General features: G+C 57.1%; 16 protein-coding genes and 1 pseudogene. 12 read left to right on the top strand and 5 right to left on the bottom strand.

Features of this window, described 5'->3' with window-relative positions:
- Nucleotides 1-43: 43 nt before the first annotated feature.
- From folC to hisP, 9 genes are all read left to right on the top strand, one after another.
- Nucleotides 44-1,306 (top strand): bifunctional tetrahydrofolate synthase/dihydrofolate synthase, encoded by a 1,263-nt coding sequence (gene folC, locus NG99_RS15795; protein WP_034894951.1) that lies wholly within the window; start codon nucleotides 44-46, stop codon nucleotides 1,304-1,306.
- Nucleotides 1,296-2,021: a cell division protein DedD gene (dedD, locus tag NG99_RS15790; protein ID WP_034894948.1), complete on the top strand. Its 726-nt coding sequence runs from the start codon at nucleotides 1,296-1,298 to the stop codon at nucleotides 2,019-2,021. Before folC ends, dedD begins: the two co-directional genes overlap by 11 nt.
- Nucleotides 2,022-2,325: 304 nt before the next feature.
- Complete coding sequence (cvpA, locus tag NG99_RS15785; protein ID WP_034894945.1) at nucleotides 2,326-2,811, top strand: colicin V production protein; 486 nt, start codon at nucleotides 2,326-2,328, stop codon at nucleotides 2,809-2,811.
- A 36-nt stretch (nucleotides 2,812-2,847) separates the two neighbouring features.
- The gene (gene purF, locus NG99_RS15780; protein ID WP_034894942.1) at nucleotides 2,848-4,365 is read left to right on the top strand and encodes an amidophosphoribosyltransferase; all 1,518 of its coding nucleotides are present in this window, start codon (nucleotides 2,848-2,850) and stop codon (nucleotides 4,363-4,365) included.
- 107 nt (nucleotides 4,366-4,472) lie between these two features.
- Nucleotides 4,473-5,042, top strand: coding sequence for a UbiX family flavin prenyltransferase (locus NG99_RS15775; RefSeq protein ID WP_034894939.1), 570 nt, complete (start codon nucleotides 4,473-4,475; stop codon nucleotides 5,040-5,042).
- A gap of 283 nt (nucleotides 5,043-5,325) precedes the next feature.
- Complete coding sequence (gene argT / locus NG99_RS15770; RefSeq protein WP_034894937.1) at nucleotides 5,326-6,108, top strand: lysine/arginine/ornithine ABC transporter substrate-binding protein ArgT; 783 nt, start codon at nucleotides 5,326-5,328, stop codon at nucleotides 6,106-6,108.
- Nucleotides 6,109-6,204: 96 nt separating this feature from the next.
- Entirely contained in the window at nucleotides 6,205-6,891 is a 687-nt protein-coding gene (locus NG99_RS15765) for a histidine ABC transporter permease HisQ (protein ID WP_034894934.1), read from the top strand.
- Nucleotides 6,888-7,604: an ABC transporter permease gene (locus NG99_RS15760; RefSeq protein WP_034894931.1), complete on the top strand. Its 717-nt coding sequence runs from the start codon at nucleotides 6,888-6,890 to the stop codon at nucleotides 7,602-7,604. The genes NG99_RS15765 and NG99_RS15760 overlap by 4 nt, the downstream gene beginning before the upstream one ends.
- Nucleotides 7,605-7,612: 8 nt before the next feature.
- Complete coding sequence (gene hisP, locus NG99_RS15755) at nucleotides 7,613-8,386, top strand: histidine ABC transporter ATP-binding protein HisP (protein WP_034894928.1); 774 nt, start codon at nucleotides 7,613-7,615, stop codon at nucleotides 8,384-8,386.
- Nucleotides 8,387-8,505: 119 nt separating this feature from the next.
- Here hisP and NG99_RS15750 read toward each other — a convergent pair whose 3' ends face one another.
- The gene (locus NG99_RS15750) at nucleotides 8,506-9,399 is read right to left on the bottom strand and encodes a TIGR01777 family oxidoreductase (RefSeq protein ID WP_034894925.1); all 894 of its coding nucleotides are present in this window, start codon (nucleotides 9,397-9,399) and stop codon (nucleotides 8,506-8,508) included.
- A 132-nt stretch (nucleotides 9,400-9,531) separates the two neighbouring features.
- On the opposite strand from NG99_RS15750, the gene yfcF reads away from it, so the two are divergent.
- Both yfcF and yfcD read left to right on the top strand, forming a co-directional pair.
- On the top strand, nucleotides 9,532-10,176 hold the full coding sequence (gene yfcF / locus NG99_RS15745) for a glutathione transferase (protein ID WP_034894923.1): 645 nt from the start codon (nucleotides 9,532-9,534) through the stop codon (nucleotides 10,174-10,176).
- Nucleotides 10,177-10,272: 96 nt separating this feature from the next.
- A complete protein-coding gene (yfcD, locus tag NG99_RS15740) occupies nucleotides 10,273-10,818 on the top strand; it encodes an NUDIX hydrolase YfcD (RefSeq protein ID WP_034894920.1) in 546 nt (181 codons plus the stop codon).
- An 81-nt stretch (nucleotides 10,819-10,899) separates the two neighbouring features.
- Here the strand turns inward: yfcD and NG99_RS15735 are convergent, their stop codons facing one another.
- The 4 genes and pseudogenes from NG99_RS15735 to NG99_RS15720 all read right to left on the bottom strand — a co-directional run bounded on the left by NG99_RS15735 (nucleotide 10,900) and on the right by NG99_RS15720 (nucleotide 15,429).
- Nucleotides 10,900-11,727 carry an ABC transporter permease gene (locus NG99_RS15735; RefSeq protein WP_034894917.1) on the bottom strand — a complete coding sequence of 276 codons (828 nt, stop codon included), beginning with the start codon at nucleotides 11,725-11,727 and terminating at the stop codon, nucleotides 10,900-10,902.
- A gap of 10 nt (nucleotides 11,728-11,737) precedes the next feature.
- Nucleotides 11,738-13,003 (bottom strand): annotated as a pseudogene (locus NG99_RS15730) (ABC transporter permease).
- Nucleotides 13,004-13,060: 57 nt separating this feature from the next.
- Complete coding sequence (locus NG99_RS15725) at nucleotides 13,061-14,086, bottom strand: ABC transporter substrate-binding protein (RefSeq protein WP_034894914.1); 1,026 nt, start codon at nucleotides 14,084-14,086, stop codon at nucleotides 13,061-13,063.
- 83 nt (nucleotides 14,087-14,169) lie between these two features.
- Nucleotides 14,170-15,429: a 4-aminobutyrate--2-oxoglutarate transaminase gene (locus NG99_RS15720; protein ID WP_034894911.1), complete on the bottom strand. Its 1,260-nt coding sequence runs from the start codon at nucleotides 15,427-15,429 to the stop codon at nucleotides 14,170-14,172.
- A 121-nt stretch (nucleotides 15,430-15,550) separates the two neighbouring features.
- Here NG99_RS15720 and pdxR point away from each other — a divergent pair, with 121 nt between their 5' ends.
- Nucleotides 15,551-17,044, top strand: a complete 1,494-nt coding sequence (pdxR, locus tag NG99_RS15715) for a MocR-like pyridoxine biosynthesis transcription factor PdxR (protein WP_034894908.1) — start codon at nucleotides 15,551-15,553, stop codon at nucleotides 17,042-17,044.
- The last annotated feature ends 164 nt before the right edge of the window (nucleotides 17,045-17,208 follow it).

Raw genomic sequence — 17,208 nt, 5'->3', positions numbered from 1 at the left:
ATGCCCCTTTCACCAATGAACCGTAACGCTGTGAACGGGACAAATGGATAATCTTCCTCAAGCCACGTCGCCCCTGGTCGCGTGGCTTCATTATCTTGAGAGTCTTCATACTCAAGCTATCGAACTCGGGCTGACGCGCGTTCAACGCGTGGCTGTTTCGCTCGATCTGCTCACTCCCGCCCCCGTAGTTTTCACCGTCGCGGGCACCAACGGCAAAGGCACCACCTGCCGCACCCTTGAAACGCTGTTGATCGCCGCTGGCTATCGCGTGGGCGTTTACAGCTCTCCTCATTTAGTTCGCTATACGGAACGGGTGCGCATTCAGGGCAAAGAGCTGGCGGAGTCTGAGCACACGGCTTCTTTTGCTGATATCGAGGCCGGGAGAGGGGAAACCTCGCTAACCTATTTCGAGTACGGCACGCTGTCGGCGCTGTGGCTGTTTAAGCGCGCGAAGCTGGACGTGGCGATCCTTGAGGTTGGTCTGGGCGGGCGTCTTGATGCCACCAACATTGTGGATGCTGACGTGGCGGTGGTCACCAGCATTGCGCTCGACCATACCGACTGGCTCGGGCCAGATCGCGAAAGCATTGGGCGTGAGAAAGCTGGCGTGTTTCGGGCCGGTAAACCGGCAGTGGTCGGCGAGCCTGACATGCCGCAAAGCATCGCGGACGTGGCCGATACCCTCGGCGCGCATCTTATCAGGCGCGGCCGGGACTGGTCATACGCCGTGGCCGACAACAGCTGGTCATTTACCGATACGCAGGGTTCGTTGAAAGCCTTACCAATGCCGCAGGTGCCGCTGCCGAATGCCGCTACCGCACTTGCCGCGCTGCGGGCTTCCCCGCTGCACGTTGAAGATGCGATTATCTGTCAGTGGCTGGATAAAGCGATTCTGCCGGGCCGTTTTGAAACGGTCAGCGAGTCGCCAAGGGTGATTCTGGACGTGGCGCATAACCCCCATGCGGCCAGCTATCTGGCTGGGCGTCTCGGCGAGCTGCAAAAAAGCGGCAAAGTTCACGCGGTGGTTGGTATGCTGCATGATAAAGACATCGCCGGTACGCTGGCGTGCCTGGCACCGGAGGTTGATTACTGGTACTGCGCGCCGCTTGAAGGGCCGCGCGGGGCCAGCGCTGAACAGCTGAAGGCGCATTTGCCGCAGGCTCAGACCTTTGCCAGCGTGGCCGATGCTTATCGCCACGCTCTACGGCAGGCGGAAAAGCAGGATATTGTGCTGGTGTGCGGCTCTTTTCACACCGTGGCACACGTAATGGAAACGAGGGAAACGGAGAACGGCAGTGGCCAGTAAGTTTCAAAACCGTTTAGTCGGGACCGTCATTATAGTAGCACTGGGCATTATCATTCTGCCTGGCCTGCTTGATGGTAAGAAAAAACACTACAAAGAAGAATTTGCCGCGATCCCGCTGGTGCCTAAACCGGGCGATCAGCAGGAAAACGATCTGGTGCCGCCGGTTACTCAGCCGCTGCCAGCACAGCCGCCGGAAGGGGCGGGCAGCGCGGTAGAAGGGCAGGACGGCGGCAACAGCTCACAGGCGGAAAGCGGGTCGACTGCGCCTCAGTCCAGTAATCATCCGGGCGTGATTGCGCCGCCGCCGGTAGTGGAGCCGAAGCCCGTTCAGCAGCCGAAGCCGGTAGAGAAGCCGAAACCGAAACCTAAACCGGTTGAGAAACCGGTGGAAAAACCGAAGCCGCAGCCGAAGGCAGAACCCGCGCCAGCGCCGGAGCCAGCCGCACCGGCTAAGCCGGAGAGTGCGCCGGGCGGTCAGGCTTACGTTGTGCAGCTGGGCGCGTTGAAAAACGCCAGCAAGGTGAATGAGGTGGTCGCCCAGCTGCGGCTCTCAGGCTACCGCGCCTTTACCGTGCCTTCCACGCCGGTTCAGGGGCAGATTACCCGTATCTACGTTGGGCCGGACGCGTCGAAAGCGAAGATGCAGGCTGCCGTAGGCGAGCTGAAGAGCATTTCCGGATTGGGCGGCGTAGTGAAGCCGTACGGCGCTAAATAATGCCTGATGCGGGCGGAACGCTTCTGCCCGCATCATGATAGCCTGGCTCTGTTACTGCGAGAGTCAGCTCCTTTTATCCTCTGGACGGTATCGCCTTGCGCAGGGCCGTTACCCGATGGAAATCAAAAGATTGCGGAACAAGGCTGACCGGGTGTCGCGGACAGCCGCCAGCAGGCATGAATGCTGGTTTTTTTGACACAATGGTTTAATTAAACTGGCAAAGGAAAACCCTACGCAAACGTTTTCTTTTTCTGTTAGAATTCGCCCCGAACTGGATGCAGGGGCACAGTCGCTGGAAGAGTTCATGGTCTGGATAGATTACGTCATTATTGCGATTATTGGTTTTTCGGCTCTTGTCAGCCTGATCCGTGGGTTTATTCGGGAAGCCTTATCTCTCGTCACCTGGGGTTGCGCATTTTTTGTCGCCAGTCATTACTACTCCTTCCTTGCCGTCTGGTTTACCGGTTTTGAAGACGAACTGGTTCGAAATGGGATCGCCATTGCGGTGTTGTTCGTTGCCACGCTGTTAGTCGGGGCTATCGTCAACTACGTGATTGGTTCGCTGGTTGAGAAAACCGGCCTGTCGGGTACCGACAGAGTGCTGGGAGTCTGTTTCGGGGCATTACGTGGCGTGCTGATTGTCTCCGCGATACTGTTTTTCCTCGATACCTTCACCGGCTTTTCCAAAAGCGCGGACTGGCAACAGTCTCAGCTGGTTCCCCAGTTCAGTTACATCATCAGGTGGTTTTTTGACTATCTGAAAAGCACGTCGAGTTTTTTGCCCCGGTAATAGAACCGGGGTTGCGGCTTATGAGGAAATAACCACATGTGCGGTATTGTCGGGATCGCCGGTTTCATGCCGGTCAACCAGTCGATTTATGACGCGTTAACGGTGCTCCAGCACCGTGGGCAGGATGCCGCAGGCATCGTCACCATTGATGCATTGAACTGCTTCCGGCTGCGTAAAGCAAACGGCCTGGTGAGCGATGTATTTGAAGCCCGTCATATGCAGCGGATGCAGGGCAACATGGGGATCGGTCACGTCCGCTACCCCACTGCGGGAAGCTCAAGCGCTTCTGAAGCGCAGCCCTTCTATGTGAACTCACCTTACGGCATTACGCTCGCGCACAACGGCAACCTGACCAACGCCCATGAACTGCGCAAGCAGCTGTTCGAAAGCGGTCGTCGTCACGTTAACACCACCTCAGATTCTGAAATCCTGCTCAATATCTTTGCTCAGGAGCTGGACCGTTTTCAGCACTACCCGCTTGAAGCCGATAATATTTTTGCCGCCGTGGCGGCGGTTCATCAGCATGTTCGCGGCGCCTATGCCTGCGTGGCGATGATTATCGGTCATGGGCTGGTCGCCTTCCGCGATCCTAACGGCATCCGTCCGCTGGTGATCGGCAAGCGCGGCATGAAGGACGGCCGCAGCGAATATATGGTGGCTTCGGAAAGCGTGGCGCTGGATACCCTGGGCTTTGAGTTCCTGCGCGACGTCGCGCCGGGTGAAGCGGTTTACGTCACCGAAAAAGGCCAGCTGTTCACACGTCAGTGCGCCGAGAACCCCAAATACAATCCGTGCCTGTTCGAATACGTCTATTTTGCCCGCCCGGACTCGTTCCTGGACAAAATTTCCGTTTACAGCGCCCGGGTGCGTATGGGCACCAAGCTGGGTGAGAAAATTGCCCGCGAGTGGGAAGACCTGGATATTGACGTCGTTATCCCAATTCCGGAAACGTCCTGCGATATCGCGCTGGAGATGGCGCGGATTCTGGATAAGCCTTACCGTCAGGGCTTTGTCAAAAACCGCTACGTTGGCCGCACCTTTATCATGCCGGGCCAGCACCAGCGTCGCAGCGCGGTTCGCCGTAAGCTGAACGCCAACCGTGCGGAGTTTCGCGGCAAGAACGTGCTGCTGGTTGACGATTCCATCGTTCGCGGCACCACCTGCGAACAGATCATCGAAATGGCGCGTGAAGCCGGGGCGAAAAAGGTTTATCTGGCTTCGGCCGCGCCGGAAATTCGCTTCCCGAACGTCTACGGCATCGATATGCCAAGCGCAACGGAGCTGATCGCGCACGGCCGTGAAGTGGAAGAGATCCGCCAGCTGATCGGCGCTGATGCCCTGATCTTCCAGGACCTGAACGATCTGATCGAAGCGGTCAGAGAAGAGAACCCGGATATCGTCCAGTTCGAATGTTCGGTGTTCAACGGCATCTACGTGACCAGGGACGTCGATCAGCAATATCTGGAGTACCTGCAGTCGCTGCGCAATGATGACGCCAAGGCGCTGGCGCGGCAGAATGAAGTGGAAAACCTGGAAATGCACAACGAAGGCTAATATTCTCAGGCGCACTAACTGGTCAGATGGGCCGGAAGAGATTCCGGCCCATTTCTTTTTTTACGCGCCAGATGCCATACTTCACTCTTTAAGCCCGCAGGATAGTTATGAAACGACTCATTATCGGCATCTCTGGTGCCAGCGGCGTCATTTATGGCGTTCGCGCGCTGCAGATTTTGCAGCAGATTAGCGAGGTGGAAACCCATCTGGTAATGAGCCAGGCTGCCCGGCAGACGCTGGCGCTGGAAAGTGACTATTCGCTGCGCGACGTGCAGGCCATGGCCGATGTGGTGCATGACGTGCGCGATATCGCCGCCAGCATCTCCTCCGGCTCGTTCAAAACCGACGGCATGATGATCCTGCCGTGCTCGATGAAAACCCTCTCCGGTATTGTGCACAGCTATACCGACGGTCTGCTAACCCGCGCTGCCGATGTGGTGCTGAAAGAGCGCCGCCGCCTGGTGCTGTGCGTGCGTGAAACCCCGCTTCATCTGGGCCATCTGCGGATGATGACCACCGCCGCCGAACTGGGGGCGATCATTATGCCGCCGGTCCCCGCTTTCTATCATCGCCCGGAAAATATCATGGATATCGTCGATCAAACCGTTAATCGGGTGTTCGACCAGTTTGATATCACGCTCGATAACGATCTGTTTACGCGCTGGCAGGGTGCATAACGGCAGCGGTTGTGCACTTTAATGGTGCAATGATTGGTGCTGAATCGCTTTTTGTGCATTGAGTGCACCAAAATGCAACATTGATGCCCCCTTTATTCTACAAACCTGTTATATATTTCCCCACAATCAAGGCGTTTGCGCCGTCAGAAGGCGCAAAAAGCTGATTGCGCAGCGATGGGGCAGGGCATGGAAAAACTGGCATGAAATCTGCAAATGACAACTGCTCTGACGACGCTAACAACATCACGATTGATATAATAAAAACCATCATTGAGGGTAATTTATGAAAAAGCAGGTCCTGGCTCTTTCTTTGCTGCTGGCTCTCTCAAGCGCGGGTAGCGCGTTTGCTGCGGTACCGAAAACGCTGCGTATCGGCACCGATCCTACCTATGCTCCCTTCGAGTCCAAAAACGCCCAGGGGCAACTGGTAGGCTTCGATATCGATCTGGCGAATGAGATCTGTAAGCGGATGGAGACCAAATGTACCTACGTGGAAAGTGATTTCGATGCGTTGATCCCCTCGCTGAAAGCGAAAAAAATTGATGCCATCATCTCCTCGCTCTCAATTACCGAAAAGCGTCAGCAGGAAATCGCCTTCTCGGAAAAACTGTACGCTGCAAACGCCCGTCTGATTGCGCCGAAAGGCTCTAAGATCCTGCCGACGCTGGATTCGCTGAAAGGCAAAACCATCGGTCTGTTGCAGGGCACCACTCAGGAAACTTACGCTAACGAAAACTGGCGTCCGAAGGGCATCACCGTTACGCCTTACGCTAACCAGGACCTGGTCTATCAGGATCTGACTGCCGGACGTATTGATGCTGCCTTCCAGGATGAAGTGGCCGCCAGTGAAGGCTTCCTGAAGCAGCCAGCGGGCAAAGACTTTGCCTTTGCGGGGCCTGCGGTGAAGGATGAGAAAATCTTCGGCGTGGGGACCGGTATGGGCATGCGTAAAGATGATGCCGATCTGAAAGCCGCTATCGATAAAGCGTTTGATTCCATCCGTAAAGATGGAACCTATGACAAGTTAGCAAAAAAATATTTCGACTTTGACGTGTACGGCGGTTAAGTAAAACCTGTCATGGGGGCCGACAGTCTGCGGACGGCGGCCCCCGTTTTGTACGCCACGGCGGATAAAACGCGAAGTTAATACAAAGGCAGGCCTATGCTGTATGGATATTCTGAAGTTATTTTAAAAGGTGCGCTGGTCACGCTGGAGCTGGCTCTCAGCTCGGTGCTGCTCTCCGTTATCCTTGGGTTGATTGGCGCCGGGGCCAAACTCTCCAACAATCGTCCGCTGCGGATGATCTTCGAAGGCTACACCACCCTGATTCGTGGCGTGCCCGATCTGGTGCTGATGCTGCTGATTTTCTACGGTTTGCAAATCGCCCTGAACCAACTGACCGATGCGCTGGGCGTGGATCAGTTCGATATTGATCCGATGGTTGCCGGTATCATTACCCTTGGCTTTATCTACGGCGCGTACTTCACTGAGACTTTCCGCGGCGCCTATATGGCGGTGCCGAGAGGTCAGATTGAGGCCGCGACGGCGTTCGGCTTTACCTCTTCCCAAACCTTTCGTCGGATCCTGTTCCCAGGCATGATGCGCTATGCGCTGCCGGGCATTGGCAACAACTGGCAGGTTATCCTTAAAGCGACCGCGCTGGTCTCCCTACTGGGACTGGAAGACGTGGTAAAAGCGACCCAGCTGGCCGGAAAAAGTACCTGGCAACCGTTCTATTTCGCGGTGGTGGCCGGGGTGATTTATCTGGTCTTCACCACGCTGTCAAACGGTGTGCTGTTGTGGCTTGAGCGCCGTTATTCGGTGGGTGTAAGAAGGGCAGACTTATGATCGACATTATTCACGACTACTGGAAAGCCCTGCTGTGGACCGACGGTTACCGTTTCTCCGGCGTGGCGATTACCCTCTGGCTGCTGATTATTTCCGTGGTACTGGGGGGATGCCTGGCCGTGCTGCTCTCAATTGCCCGCGTCTCTTCCGTCACCGCGGTACGCTTTCCGGTATGGCTGTTCACCTATGTATTTCGCGGCACGCCGCTCTATGTCCAGCTGCTGATCTTCTATTCCGGCATGTACACGCTGGAAATCGTCAAGGGCAACGATTTGCTGAACGCCTTTTTCCGCAGCGGCCTTAACTGTACTCTGCTGGCGCTGACGCTGAATACCTGTGCCTACACCACCGAAATCTTCGCCGGGGCAATACGTTCGGTGCCACACGGTGAAATTGAGGCGGCGCGCGCCTACGGCTTTTCCACCTTTAAACTTTATCGCTGCATTATCATGCCTTCGGCGCTGCGCACGGCGCTGCCTGCCTACAGCAACGAAGTGATCCTGATGCTGCACTCCACCGCGCTGGCCTTTACCGCCACGGTGCCGGACCTGCTGAAGGTTGCCCGCGATATTAACTCCGCGACCTATCAGCCGTTTGCGGCTTTCGGTATTGCCGCGGTGCTCTATCTCATTATCTCGTATGTGTTGATTAGTCTGTTCCGCAAGGCGGAAAAACGCTGGCTGAAGCACGTCAAACCCTCATCAACTCATTGAGCAGAACTATGGCCGACAATAAATTAAACGTAACTGAACTGCACAAGCGTTATGGCGAGCATGAGGTGCTGAAGGGCGTATCGCTCCAGGCGAATGCCGGGGATGTTATCAGCATCATTGGCTCTTCCGGCTCGGGAAAAAGTACCTTCCTGCGCTGCATAAACTTCCTCGAAAAGCCGAGCGAAGGCACGATTTCCGTCAATAATCAGATGATTAACCTGGTCCGCGACACGGATGGTCAGCTGAAGGTATCGAATAAGGAGCAGCTGCGCGAGCTGCGCACCAGCCTGACGATGGTGTTCCAGCACTTCAACCTGTGGAGCCACATGACGGTGCTACAAAACGTTATGGAAGCGCCAATCCAGGTGCTGGGCCTGAGCAAGGCCGAAGCGCAGGCGCGGGCGATTAAGTACCTCGATAAAGTGGGGATCGATCAGCACGCGCGCGGCAAATACCCGGTTAACCTCTCCGGCGGACAGCAGCAGCGCGTTTCGATTGCCCGCGCGCTGGCGATGGAGCCGGAAGTGCTGCTGTTTGATGAGCCGACGTCGGCGCTCGATCCTGAACTGGTGGGCGAAGTGCTGAAGATCATGCAGAAGCTGGCAGAAGAAGGGAAAACCATGGTGGTGGTTACCCATGAAATGGAGTTCGCCCGCCACGTTTCCAGCCATGTGATCTTCCTGCATCAGGGCAAGATTGAAGAAGAAGGGCCGCCGCAACAGCTGTTCAACAATCCTCAAAGCACCCGCTTACAGCAGTTTCTCTCCGGCGCGCTGAAATAATTCTCTGCGACTGGCCTGGCAGCATGAACCTTCAGAGACTTACGTCAGTAAGCTTCTGAAGGTTCATGCCTTCGCCGCCTGCCGGGAAGCCTGACTTTCTCAGCCCTACAGACGGCAGTTTACAGCACGTCTTCCAGTGCTTCTTCCAGTCGATACCAGCGGAAGGTGAAGCCAGATTCCTCCAGCCTCCTGGGCAGCACATGCTGTCCGCCAAGCACCAGAATCGCCGATTCACCCATGATCAGCTTAATGGCGGCCGCAGGCGTGCGCATAAAGGCTGGGCGGTGCATAGCCTCTCCCAGTGTCGCGGCAAACTGCTCGTTGCGCACGGCATAGGGCGCGACCATATTGAACGGTCCCCGCAACTCAGGGCTGTCCAGTAACCACAGAATGGCGCTCAGCATATCGTCCAGATGGATCCACGACATATACTGTTTGCCGCTGCCAATCGGGCCGCCAACGCCCATCCTGAAGGGCAGCTTCATCTTGCTCAGCGCGCCGCCTTCTTTCGCCAGAATCACGCCGGTTCTTAGCAGGCAGACTCGCGTTTGTTCACTTTCTGCCGCCTGCGCCAGTTTCTCCCAGTGGGCGCAAAGCTGGTGGGTAAACTCATCATGACCGGGGTCGTCCTCGGTGAGCACCAGATCGCCCGTATCGCCGTAAAAGCCGGTGGCGGAACCGGAGATCAGCACCGAGGGCGGCGTTGTGCTGGCATTGATTAACGTCGCCAGCCGCTCGGTGATTTGCCAGCGGCTTTCGCAGAGCAGACGCTTCTGCTGCTCCGTCCAGCGCTTATCGGCAATCGGCTCGCCCGCCAGGTTGATCACCGCATCGACGTCGTTCAAATCGCGCTGCTGATCCAGACCGGACCAGAGGTTAACCGCTTCACCCAGCCTGCTGCGGGCGGCCGCTACGTCGCGGGTTACCACGCTGACCTGCCAGCCCCGCTGTAGCAGAAGAGGGACCAGGTGGCTGCCAATCAGGCCGGTGCCGCCCGTCAGTAAAATATGCATGCTGTCCGTCCTTAAATCAGAGAAGTAAAAAATCCAACAGCCTGCTTTCAGCTTAGGTGAAGTTTGGGGGATTGCCTTTGTGCGAAAAAATGGGTAAACAGGTTGCAGACGCCGCCTTGTAAGGATATCAGGATGAACTACCCAAACGTAACGCTGTGGTCCGATGCCTGTTTTTTCAGCCCCTATGTGATGTCCGCCTTTGTCGCGCTCAGCGAGAAGGGCATTCCGTTCTCCATGCAGCGTATTGACCTCGCCAGCAGCGAGCATCTGCAGGAGGCTTACCGCGCTATTTCCCTGACCCGCCGGGTGCCTACCCTGGAAATTGAGAATTTCCTGCTTTCTGAATCTTCCGCAATTGCCGAATATCTTGAAGAACGTTTTCCGGCACCGGAATATGAGCGCCTCTATCCGCGCGATCGTGAGAAGCGGGCGAAAGCGCGTGAAATCCAGGCCTGGCTGCGCAGCGATTTTCAGCCACTCCGCCAGGAACGACCGACGGAAGTGTTATTTGCCGGAGAAACCTTTCCACCTTTAAGCGAGTCGGCGCAGGCGTCAGCGCAGAAGCTGTTTGACGGCGTTGAGCTGCTGCTAAAAGAGGGCCAGCAGAACCTGTTTGGCGAGTGGTCGATTGCCGATACCGACCTGGCGGTGATGATTAACCGCCTGGCACTGCACGGCGACGCGATGCCGGACCGCGTGGCGGATTACGCGCATTTCCAGTGGCAGCGCGCTTCTGTACAGCTGTGGCTCTCAGAATCGTCCAAGACCGGCTGCTAATCACACTGGTGGATTATAATTTTTCGATGGTCCGTGGCACACTGTGCGGGCAAAAGTAAACGAGCGCTGATGCGCCAGAACTAATAAGGGTTACGGATGGTGGAGCAAGAGAGCGGCACGGAGTGGGTAGACATCGTTAACGAAGATAACGAGGTTGTTGCACAGTCCAGCCGCGCGCAAATGCGGGCACAATGTTTACGCCATCGCGCGACCTACATCGTGGTACACGATGGGATGGGGAAAATTCTGGTACAGCGCCGTACCGAGATCAAAGACTTCATGCCTGGGATGCTGGACGCGACCGCCGGTGGCGTGGTGCAGAGCGGGGAAGAGATGCTTGAATCGGCGCGTCGCGAGGCGGAGGAGGAGCTGGGCATTGCCGACGTTCCGTTTGCGGAACACGGGCTGTTCTACTTTGAGGATCAGAACTGCCGCGTCTGGGGCGGCCTGTTCAGCTGCGTATCGCACGGTCCTTTCGCCATGCAGGAGGAAGAGGTAGATGAAGTCTTCTGGATGACGCCGGAAGAAATCACCGCCCGCTGCGATGAGTTCACCGACGATTCGCTGAAAGCGCTCTCGCTGTGGCTGAGCCGCAACAGTGAATCCGACCGCGTCAATCAGGATGCCAGCCGTTCGGCCTGAGTCGCAATCTGAGCCGCAAAGAAAAGGGGACGATGCTTCGTCCCCTTTTTTGCTTTAGCGTGAAGGTAGGTGCTGGATTTCTCAGTGTCCCGGGCTGGCCTGTCGCATCTTCTCGCCTCGCCTTCTTAGCAGCTCCATAGTGATTAGCAGGATTAAAGAGGCGCCGATCATAATCGATGCGGCAGCGGCGATGGTCGGGTCCAGGTTCTCCCTGATCCCGGCAAACATCTGGATGGGTAAGGTTCGCTGACGCGGGCTGGCAAGGAACAGCGTGACTACCACTTCGTCAAACGAGGCGGCAAAGGCAAAAAGCGCGCCGGAAAATACGCCGGGAGCGATCAGCGGAAGCGTCACCTTACTGAAGGTATAAAGAGGGGAAGCGCCAAGGCTGGCCGCCGCACGGGAAAGTGTGGTGTCATAACTTTTTAATACCGCGACTACAGTTATGACCACAAAAGGTACGCCAAGTAGCGCGTGGGCCAGTACCAGCCCGAGGTAGCTGTTCAGCAGCGAGAGCTTAGCAAAGAAGAAGAACATGCCGACCGCAATGATCACCACCGGCGCGACCATGGGTGAGATAACGATCGCCATCACGATACCTTTGCCCCGAAACTCACCCCGCACCAGTCCCATCGAAGCCAGAACGCCCAGCACGGTCGCCAGCAACGTTGCCATCGGCGCAATAATCAGGCTATTCCCCAACGCATTCAGCCACTCCTGCGAATGGAAGAATGTCTGGTACCAGCGCAGCGAAAAGCCGCTCAGCGGATAGCTCAGGAACGAGCTGGAATTAAATGACAGCGGCACAATCACCAGAATCGGTATTATCAGAAAAAGCAGCGCCGCCGCGCCATAAAAGTTAAAGAAGGCGTTCCACAGGCGCAGCAGCTGGCTTCCATTTTGTCTCATGATTGTCTCCTTAATGGGCTGCCGATTCGGCAGAGGTGCGGGTCACGCGGACATAAACCACGTACAGCAGCATGACAATAATCAGCAGCTGGCTACCCAGCGCGGCGGCCATTCCCCAGTTCATGGTGCTGTTGGTGAAGAAGGCGACGAAGTAGCTAACCATCTGGTCATCTGGCCCGCCTAACAGGGCTGGCGTCACGTAGTAGCCTATGGCCATCATAAAGACCAGCAGCGCGCCAGCGGTAATTCCGGCATAGGTCTGCGGCACGTAGACTCGCCAGAAGGCGAGAAACGGATGCGCGCCCAGGGAAACCGCCGCGCGCACGTAGGTGGGGGAAATTCCTTTCATCACCGCATACAAAGGCAGCACGATAAACGGCAGCAGAATATGGGTCATCGAGATAAAAACCCCGACACGATTGAACACCAGCGTCAGCGGATGATCGATGAGACCAATGCCCATCAGCGCCCGGTTAATCAGGCCGCCAGACTGAAGCAGCACGATCCAACTGGCGGTGCGGACAATCAGCGAGGTCCAGAACGGCAGCAGCACCAGAATCATCAGCAGATTGGCGCGGTTAGCCGGCTGCCTTGCCAGCCAGTAAGCCAGCGGATAGCCGATGCCGACGCACAGCAGCGTCACAACCAGCGCCATCCATAGCGTGCGCAGCAGCACGTTGACATACAGCGCCTGGTCGGCAGGGAGCGGCACAACCTCGCCGGTATTGACGTCCACCTTGCGGTCGAACACGGAAAGCAGGTAATAGCTGGTCAGCGGCTTAGCGGCACGCTGCAGGGTTTGCCAGGTAGAAAGTTCCCCCCACAGCGGCTGGCCGGCGATCATCGCTTCTTTCACCTGTTCGCCCGAGTCGGGAACCAGCCGCGGAGCGCTAACCATCAGGCGGCGGAAACTGGGATCTTCATAGCTCATGCGTTTGGCGACGGCGGCAATCTGGCCCTGCTCGCGTGCGGCCTTCAGCTCTTTACCAAGCGTAGCGTACAGCGCCTCGTCAGGAAGCGCTTTGCCTTACCACTCCGCCAGCGCGGCGCTGGTTGCCGGCAGGGTGTCCCGGAACTCGGGGTTTTCGACGCTTTTACTCAGGATGGAAGCTATCGGAAAGAGAAAACAGACCACGACGAAGATCAGCAAAGGCGCTATCAGCATCAGTGAGCGGTAGGTTTTTGCCCGGTCTATCCTGCGCAGACGCTGGCTGAGAGAGGGTTCGCCTTGCACTGCGTTGGGCATAATGGGCTCCAGAAGCGGATTTTGACTCATTGCTGACTCCTTAATACTGTGGCGGCCAGGCCCGGTAAAAGGCCCGGCCGTCCTGACTTACTTAGCCGCCCAGGCGTTGAAGCGCTGTTCAAGATCCTCGCCGTGTTCCAGCCAGAAATCACTGCTCACCTGCAACGATTTGGCCAGATTATCCGGCGCGGTAGGCAGAGTGCTCAGGCGCTCAGGGGCCAGCATTTTGCCAGCATGGATATTGGTCGGACCGTAAGGGATATTTTCGGCAAAGACTTTCTGGTTCTCGGGCTGGTTGGCGAAGGCGATAAACTGTTCCGCCAGCGCTTTATGCTTAGATCCTTTAACGATGGCCCAGTTATCCAGATCGTAGAGCGCGTTGTCCCAGACGATCTTAAAGTTGTGTCCTTCCGCCTGCGCGGCGCCAATACGGCCGTTATAGGCGGAGCTCATCACCACGTCGCCGGAAACCAGCCATTGCAGAGGCTGCGCGCCGGATTCCCACCACTGAATGTTCGGCTTAATCTGGTCAAGCTTCTTGAACGCGCGGTCGACGCCCGCAGGCGTAGCGAGGACTTTATAGATGTCTTCACGCTTTACGCCGTCGGCCATCAGAGCGATTTCCAGCGTGTATTTGGCGCTCTTACGCAGCGCACGCTTGCCGGGGAAATCTTTGGTGTCCCAGAAGTCAGCCCAGCTGGTTGGCCCTTTTTTCAGCCTGGTCGCGTCATAGGTCAGGACGGTAGACCAGACGAAAATCCCGGCGCCGCATTCGGTAACGGCAGCAGGGATAAAGTCGGCTTTCTTGCCCAGCTTGTTCCAGTCCAGCGTTTCAAACAGACCCTCTTCGCAGCCGCGCTGTAATTCAGGCGTTTCCAGCTCGACCACGTCCCAGCCGATCTGACCGGTTTCAACCATCGCACGGATGCGGGCCATCTCGCCGTTATACTCGCCGGCTTCAATGGTGCCTTTGCCCGCGGCCATAAAAGGTTTGTAGAAAGCCTTATCCTGCGCATCCTTGTTGGTGCCGCCAAAAGAGACTACGGTCAGCGTTTCTGCCTGAGCCTGTACGGCAAAAGCAGCCAGAATGAGTATTGCTAACTTGTTAACCATGCCAAAACTCCCGTCGTTATTGTTATCAGCAGACAAAGCTGCCGGTGCGTTAAATGCAGTATTTATGCCAGAGTGCGAGGTGTTCAGTCCCGCAGCAGCTCAGAGAGCAATGCCAGCGCTTTTTTGAACTGTGCGTCTGGAATGGTCAGCGGATAAAGGAAGCGGATCACGTTGCCGTGAACGCCGCAGGTCAGCAAAATCAGTCCCTGCGCCAGGGCTTTTTGCTGGATAGCTTTGGCGATTTCAGCGGAAGGTTTGCCGCTGGCCGGGTCGTTAAATTCGGCCGCCACCATTGAGCCTCTGGCGCGGACTTCGACCAGCGCCGGGTTGCCGCTGCCGTTCAGGGTTTCCACCAGTTCAGCCCCCAGGCGCAGCGCCCGTTCGCACAGCCTTTCTTCTTCAATCACTTCCAGTACCGCCAGCGACGAGGCAATAGCCAGCGGGTTACCGGCATAGGTTCCGCCGAGCCCGCCCGGGAGAGGGGCATCCATCACCTCAGCCCGGCCAGAGACGGCAGAAATGGGCAGCCCTCCGCCGAGGCTTTTCGCCATGGTTATCAGGTCTGGTTTGGCGTCCGGGTAGTAGTCGCTGGCAAACAGTCTGCCGGTGCGGGCAAAGCCAGTCTGAATTTCATCGGCAATCAGCAGGATGCCGTGCTGGTCGCACAGCTGGCGCAGCTGGCTGACAAACCCGGCCGGGGCGATATTAAAGCCGCCTTCGCCCTGAATGGGTTCGAAGATAATGGCAGCCACTTCCTGTGGGCTGATGTCGCAACGGAAAAGAGTTTCGAGGCTCTCCATCGCATCATCAACGCTGTAGCCATGCAGCTCGTTGGGATAGCGTGCGTGGAATACGGAGCCAGGGAACGGGCCAAAGCCGGTTTTGTAAGGGGCCACTTTGCCGGTCAGGCTCATGGTCATCAGGGTGCGGCCGTGGAAAGCGCCGGTAAAGGCGATAACGCCAGGGCGGCCGGTGGCGGCACGGGCGATTTTCACCGCGTTTTCCACCGCTTCCGCACCGGTGGAGAAAAAGGTCGTTTTGGCCGGACCGGCAACGGGCACCAGCTTGTTCAGACGCTCGGCCAGCAGCAGATAGTTTTCATAGGGGATCACCTGAAAGGCGGTATGCGTGAAGCACTCCAGCTGGCTGCGAACGGCTTCAACCAGCTTTGGATGGCGATGGCCGGTATTCAGTACGGCGATCCCGGCGGTAAAATCGGTATACTCTCGTCCCTGGTGGTCCCACAGCGTGGCGTTTTCCGCGCGAACGGCGTAGAAATCACACATGACGCCTACGCCGCGCGGCGTGGCAGCTAAACGACGCTGTTGCACTTCACTGTTCATGGTTCTACCTCATCAGATGTCATGGCGTGGGAGTGTCCACGCCGAATTGGGCTGACTAGTTTTTAACGTTTTGTGGGTTTTATAATCCAGAGCCAGTTTTTTTTATTTCGAGGTACCAATTTTGCGAACGTTACTTGGCGACCTGCTCGCACACCGCTTAAGCCAGGCTCCCGCAGGCGCGCTGGGCAAGCGCCTGTACGATGTTTTGCAATCGGCCATCCAGCAGGGAGACATCGCGACAGGTAGCCGTCTGCCCGCCTCGCGCGATCTGGCGAAAGAGCTCTCCGTATCGCGAAATACGGTGCTGTCGGCCTACGAGCAGCTCCAGTCGGAAGGCTATCTGCAAACCCGCACCGGCAGCGGCACCTTCGTATGCGAGCGTCTGCCTGAGATAGCGCCCGAAGCCAACGCGCCGGTGGCCGCGGCCGGGAAACCGTTTAACTATATCCGGCTCTCCAGCCGCGGTACGCGCGTGCTGACCCGCAGCGGAGCTGGCGCCTATCAGTGGGGGGCGTTTATGCCCGGCGTGCCGGACGTCAGCCATATGCCCCATGATATCTGGCGTAAAATTCAGCTGCGGCTGAGCCGCCGGATGCCGGTGGAGGCGTTGAGCTACTCCAACCACGGCGGCTGCGTGCAGTTGCAGCAGGCGCTGGCTGACTACCTGCGGGTAATCCGTTCGCTGAACTGTTCGCCGGACCAGATCCTGATTACCGCCGGCACGCATCAGTCGTTGGATCTGCTGGCGAAAATGCTCTGCGATCCTGGCGACAGCGCGTGGATTGAAGAGCCGGGCTACTGGGGATTTCGCAACGTGCTGGCGGTGAACGGCGTGGAACTTTTGCCGACGTCGGTGGATGAGCAGGGGATGGTGTTGCCGAACGTGGCGGATTTCAGCCCGGCAGGTCGCCCGCCAAGGCTGATTTGCGTGACGCCCTCGCATCAGTATCCGCTTGGTTCGGTGATGAGTTTGCAGCGCCGCCAGCAACTGCTGGCGCTGGCGAAAAATGCCGGAAGCTGGGTGGTTGAGGATGATTACGACGGCGAGTTCCGCTTTGGCGACAACCCCATCCCGGCGCTTCAGGGGCTGTCACCAGACGCGCCGGTTATCTATCTCGGCACGTTCAGCAAAACTCTCTATCCCGGCCTGCGCCTGAGCTACATGGTGGTGCCTAAACCGCTGGCCGCCAGAATGAAAATGGCCCATTCCGAGCTGTATCGCGGCGGGAATGGGCTGGTGCAGCTGACGCTGGCGGAGTTTATTCGCGAAGGGCACTATGCGGCCCACGTTCGGCGGATGCGCCAGCTCTACAGCCGACGTCGCGCCGCGCTGGTGGAGGCGATCGTCACCGGGCTTGGCGCTGACTTTCTGGCCCAGCAGAGCAACGCCGGACTGCACCTGATCCTGTCGCTGCCCGACAGCATCGACGATGTCGCCGTGGCGGCAGAGCTGGAGCAACAGGGGGTGCTGACACGTCCGCTGTCGGCCTATTACCTTCGCGGCACCAGCCGACGCGGCCTGCTACTGGGCTATGCCTGCGTCGAGGAGCAAAATATGGCAACCACCTTTGTCCCAGTGCTGCACTGCCTCAAGCGTCGGCTGAAGCCTGGCTGATGCTTTGCATTAAAAAAGGGCGTCTGCACGATTGTGGTGCATAAAAGATTGCCTGATTCTACGGCCTGTTGAATGACCGTAAATTTTAAAATATTTAAATATTATTTAAATTAGTGAGTTAGTTTGTGTTTATTGAGTTTTAGTCGGGGCGGGTTGTCAAATTC

Source organism: Erwinia typographi, from assembly GCF_000773975.1.
Classification (GTDB): Bacteria; Pseudomonadota; Gammaproteobacteria; order Enterobacterales; family Enterobacteriaceae; genus Erwinia; species Erwinia typographi.
The sequence above is the reverse complement of the archived record's forward strand: the minus strand, read 5'-3'. Positions and strand labels throughout refer to the sequence as shown.

Bases quoted from the DNA above. Each gene is read 5' to 3' on its own strand.
- yfcF (WP_034894923.1), top strand. From the start codon at position 9,532: ATGAACTACCCAAACGTAACGCTGTGGTCCGATGCCTGTTTTTTCAGC.
- NG99_RS15765 (WP_034894934.1), top strand. From the start codon at position 6,205: ATGCTGTATGGATATTCTGAAGTTATTTTAAAAGGTGCGCTGGTCACG.
- NG99_RS15760 (WP_034894931.1), top strand. From the start codon at position 6,888: ATGATCGACATTATTCACGACTACTGGAAAGCCCTGCTGTGGACCGAC.
- NG99_RS15750 (WP_034894925.1), bottom strand. From the start codon at position 9,399: ATGCATATTTTACTGACGGGCGGCACCGGCCTGATTGGCAGCCACCTG.
- NG99_RS15720 (WP_034894911.1), bottom strand. From the start codon at position 15,429: ATGAACAGTGAAGTGCAACAGCGTCGTTTAGCTGCCACGCCGCGCGGC.
- NG99_RS15775 (WP_034894939.1), top strand. From the start codon at position 4,473: ATGAAACGACTCATTATCGGCATCTCTGGTGCCAGCGGCGTCATTTAT.
- NG99_RS15725 (WP_034894914.1), bottom strand. From the start codon at position 14,086: ATGGTTAACAAGTTAGCAATACTCATTCTGGCTGCTTTTGCCGTACAG.
- hisP (WP_034894928.1), top strand. From the start codon at position 7,613: ATGGCCGACAATAAATTAAACGTAACTGAACTGCACAAGCGTTATGGC.
- purF (WP_034894942.1), top strand. From the start codon at position 2,848: ATGTGCGGTATTGTCGGGATCGCCGGTTTCATGCCGGTCAACCAGTCG.
- argT (WP_034894937.1), top strand. From the start codon at position 5,326: ATGAAAAAGCAGGTCCTGGCTCTTTCTTTGCTGCTGGCTCTCTCAAGC.
- yfcD (WP_034894920.1), top strand. From the start codon at position 10,273: ATGGTGGAGCAAGAGAGCGGCACGGAGTGGGTAGACATCGTTAACGAA.
- cvpA (WP_034894945.1), top strand. From the start codon at position 2,326: ATGGTCTGGATAGATTACGTCATTATTGCGATTATTGGTTTTTCGGCT.
- folC (WP_034894951.1), top strand. From the start codon at position 44: ATGGATAATCTTCCTCAAGCCACGTCGCCCCTGGTCGCGTGGCTTCAT.
- NG99_RS15735 (WP_034894917.1), bottom strand. From the start codon at position 11,727: ATGAGACAAAATGGAAGCCAGCTGCTGCGCCTGTGGAACGCCTTCTTT.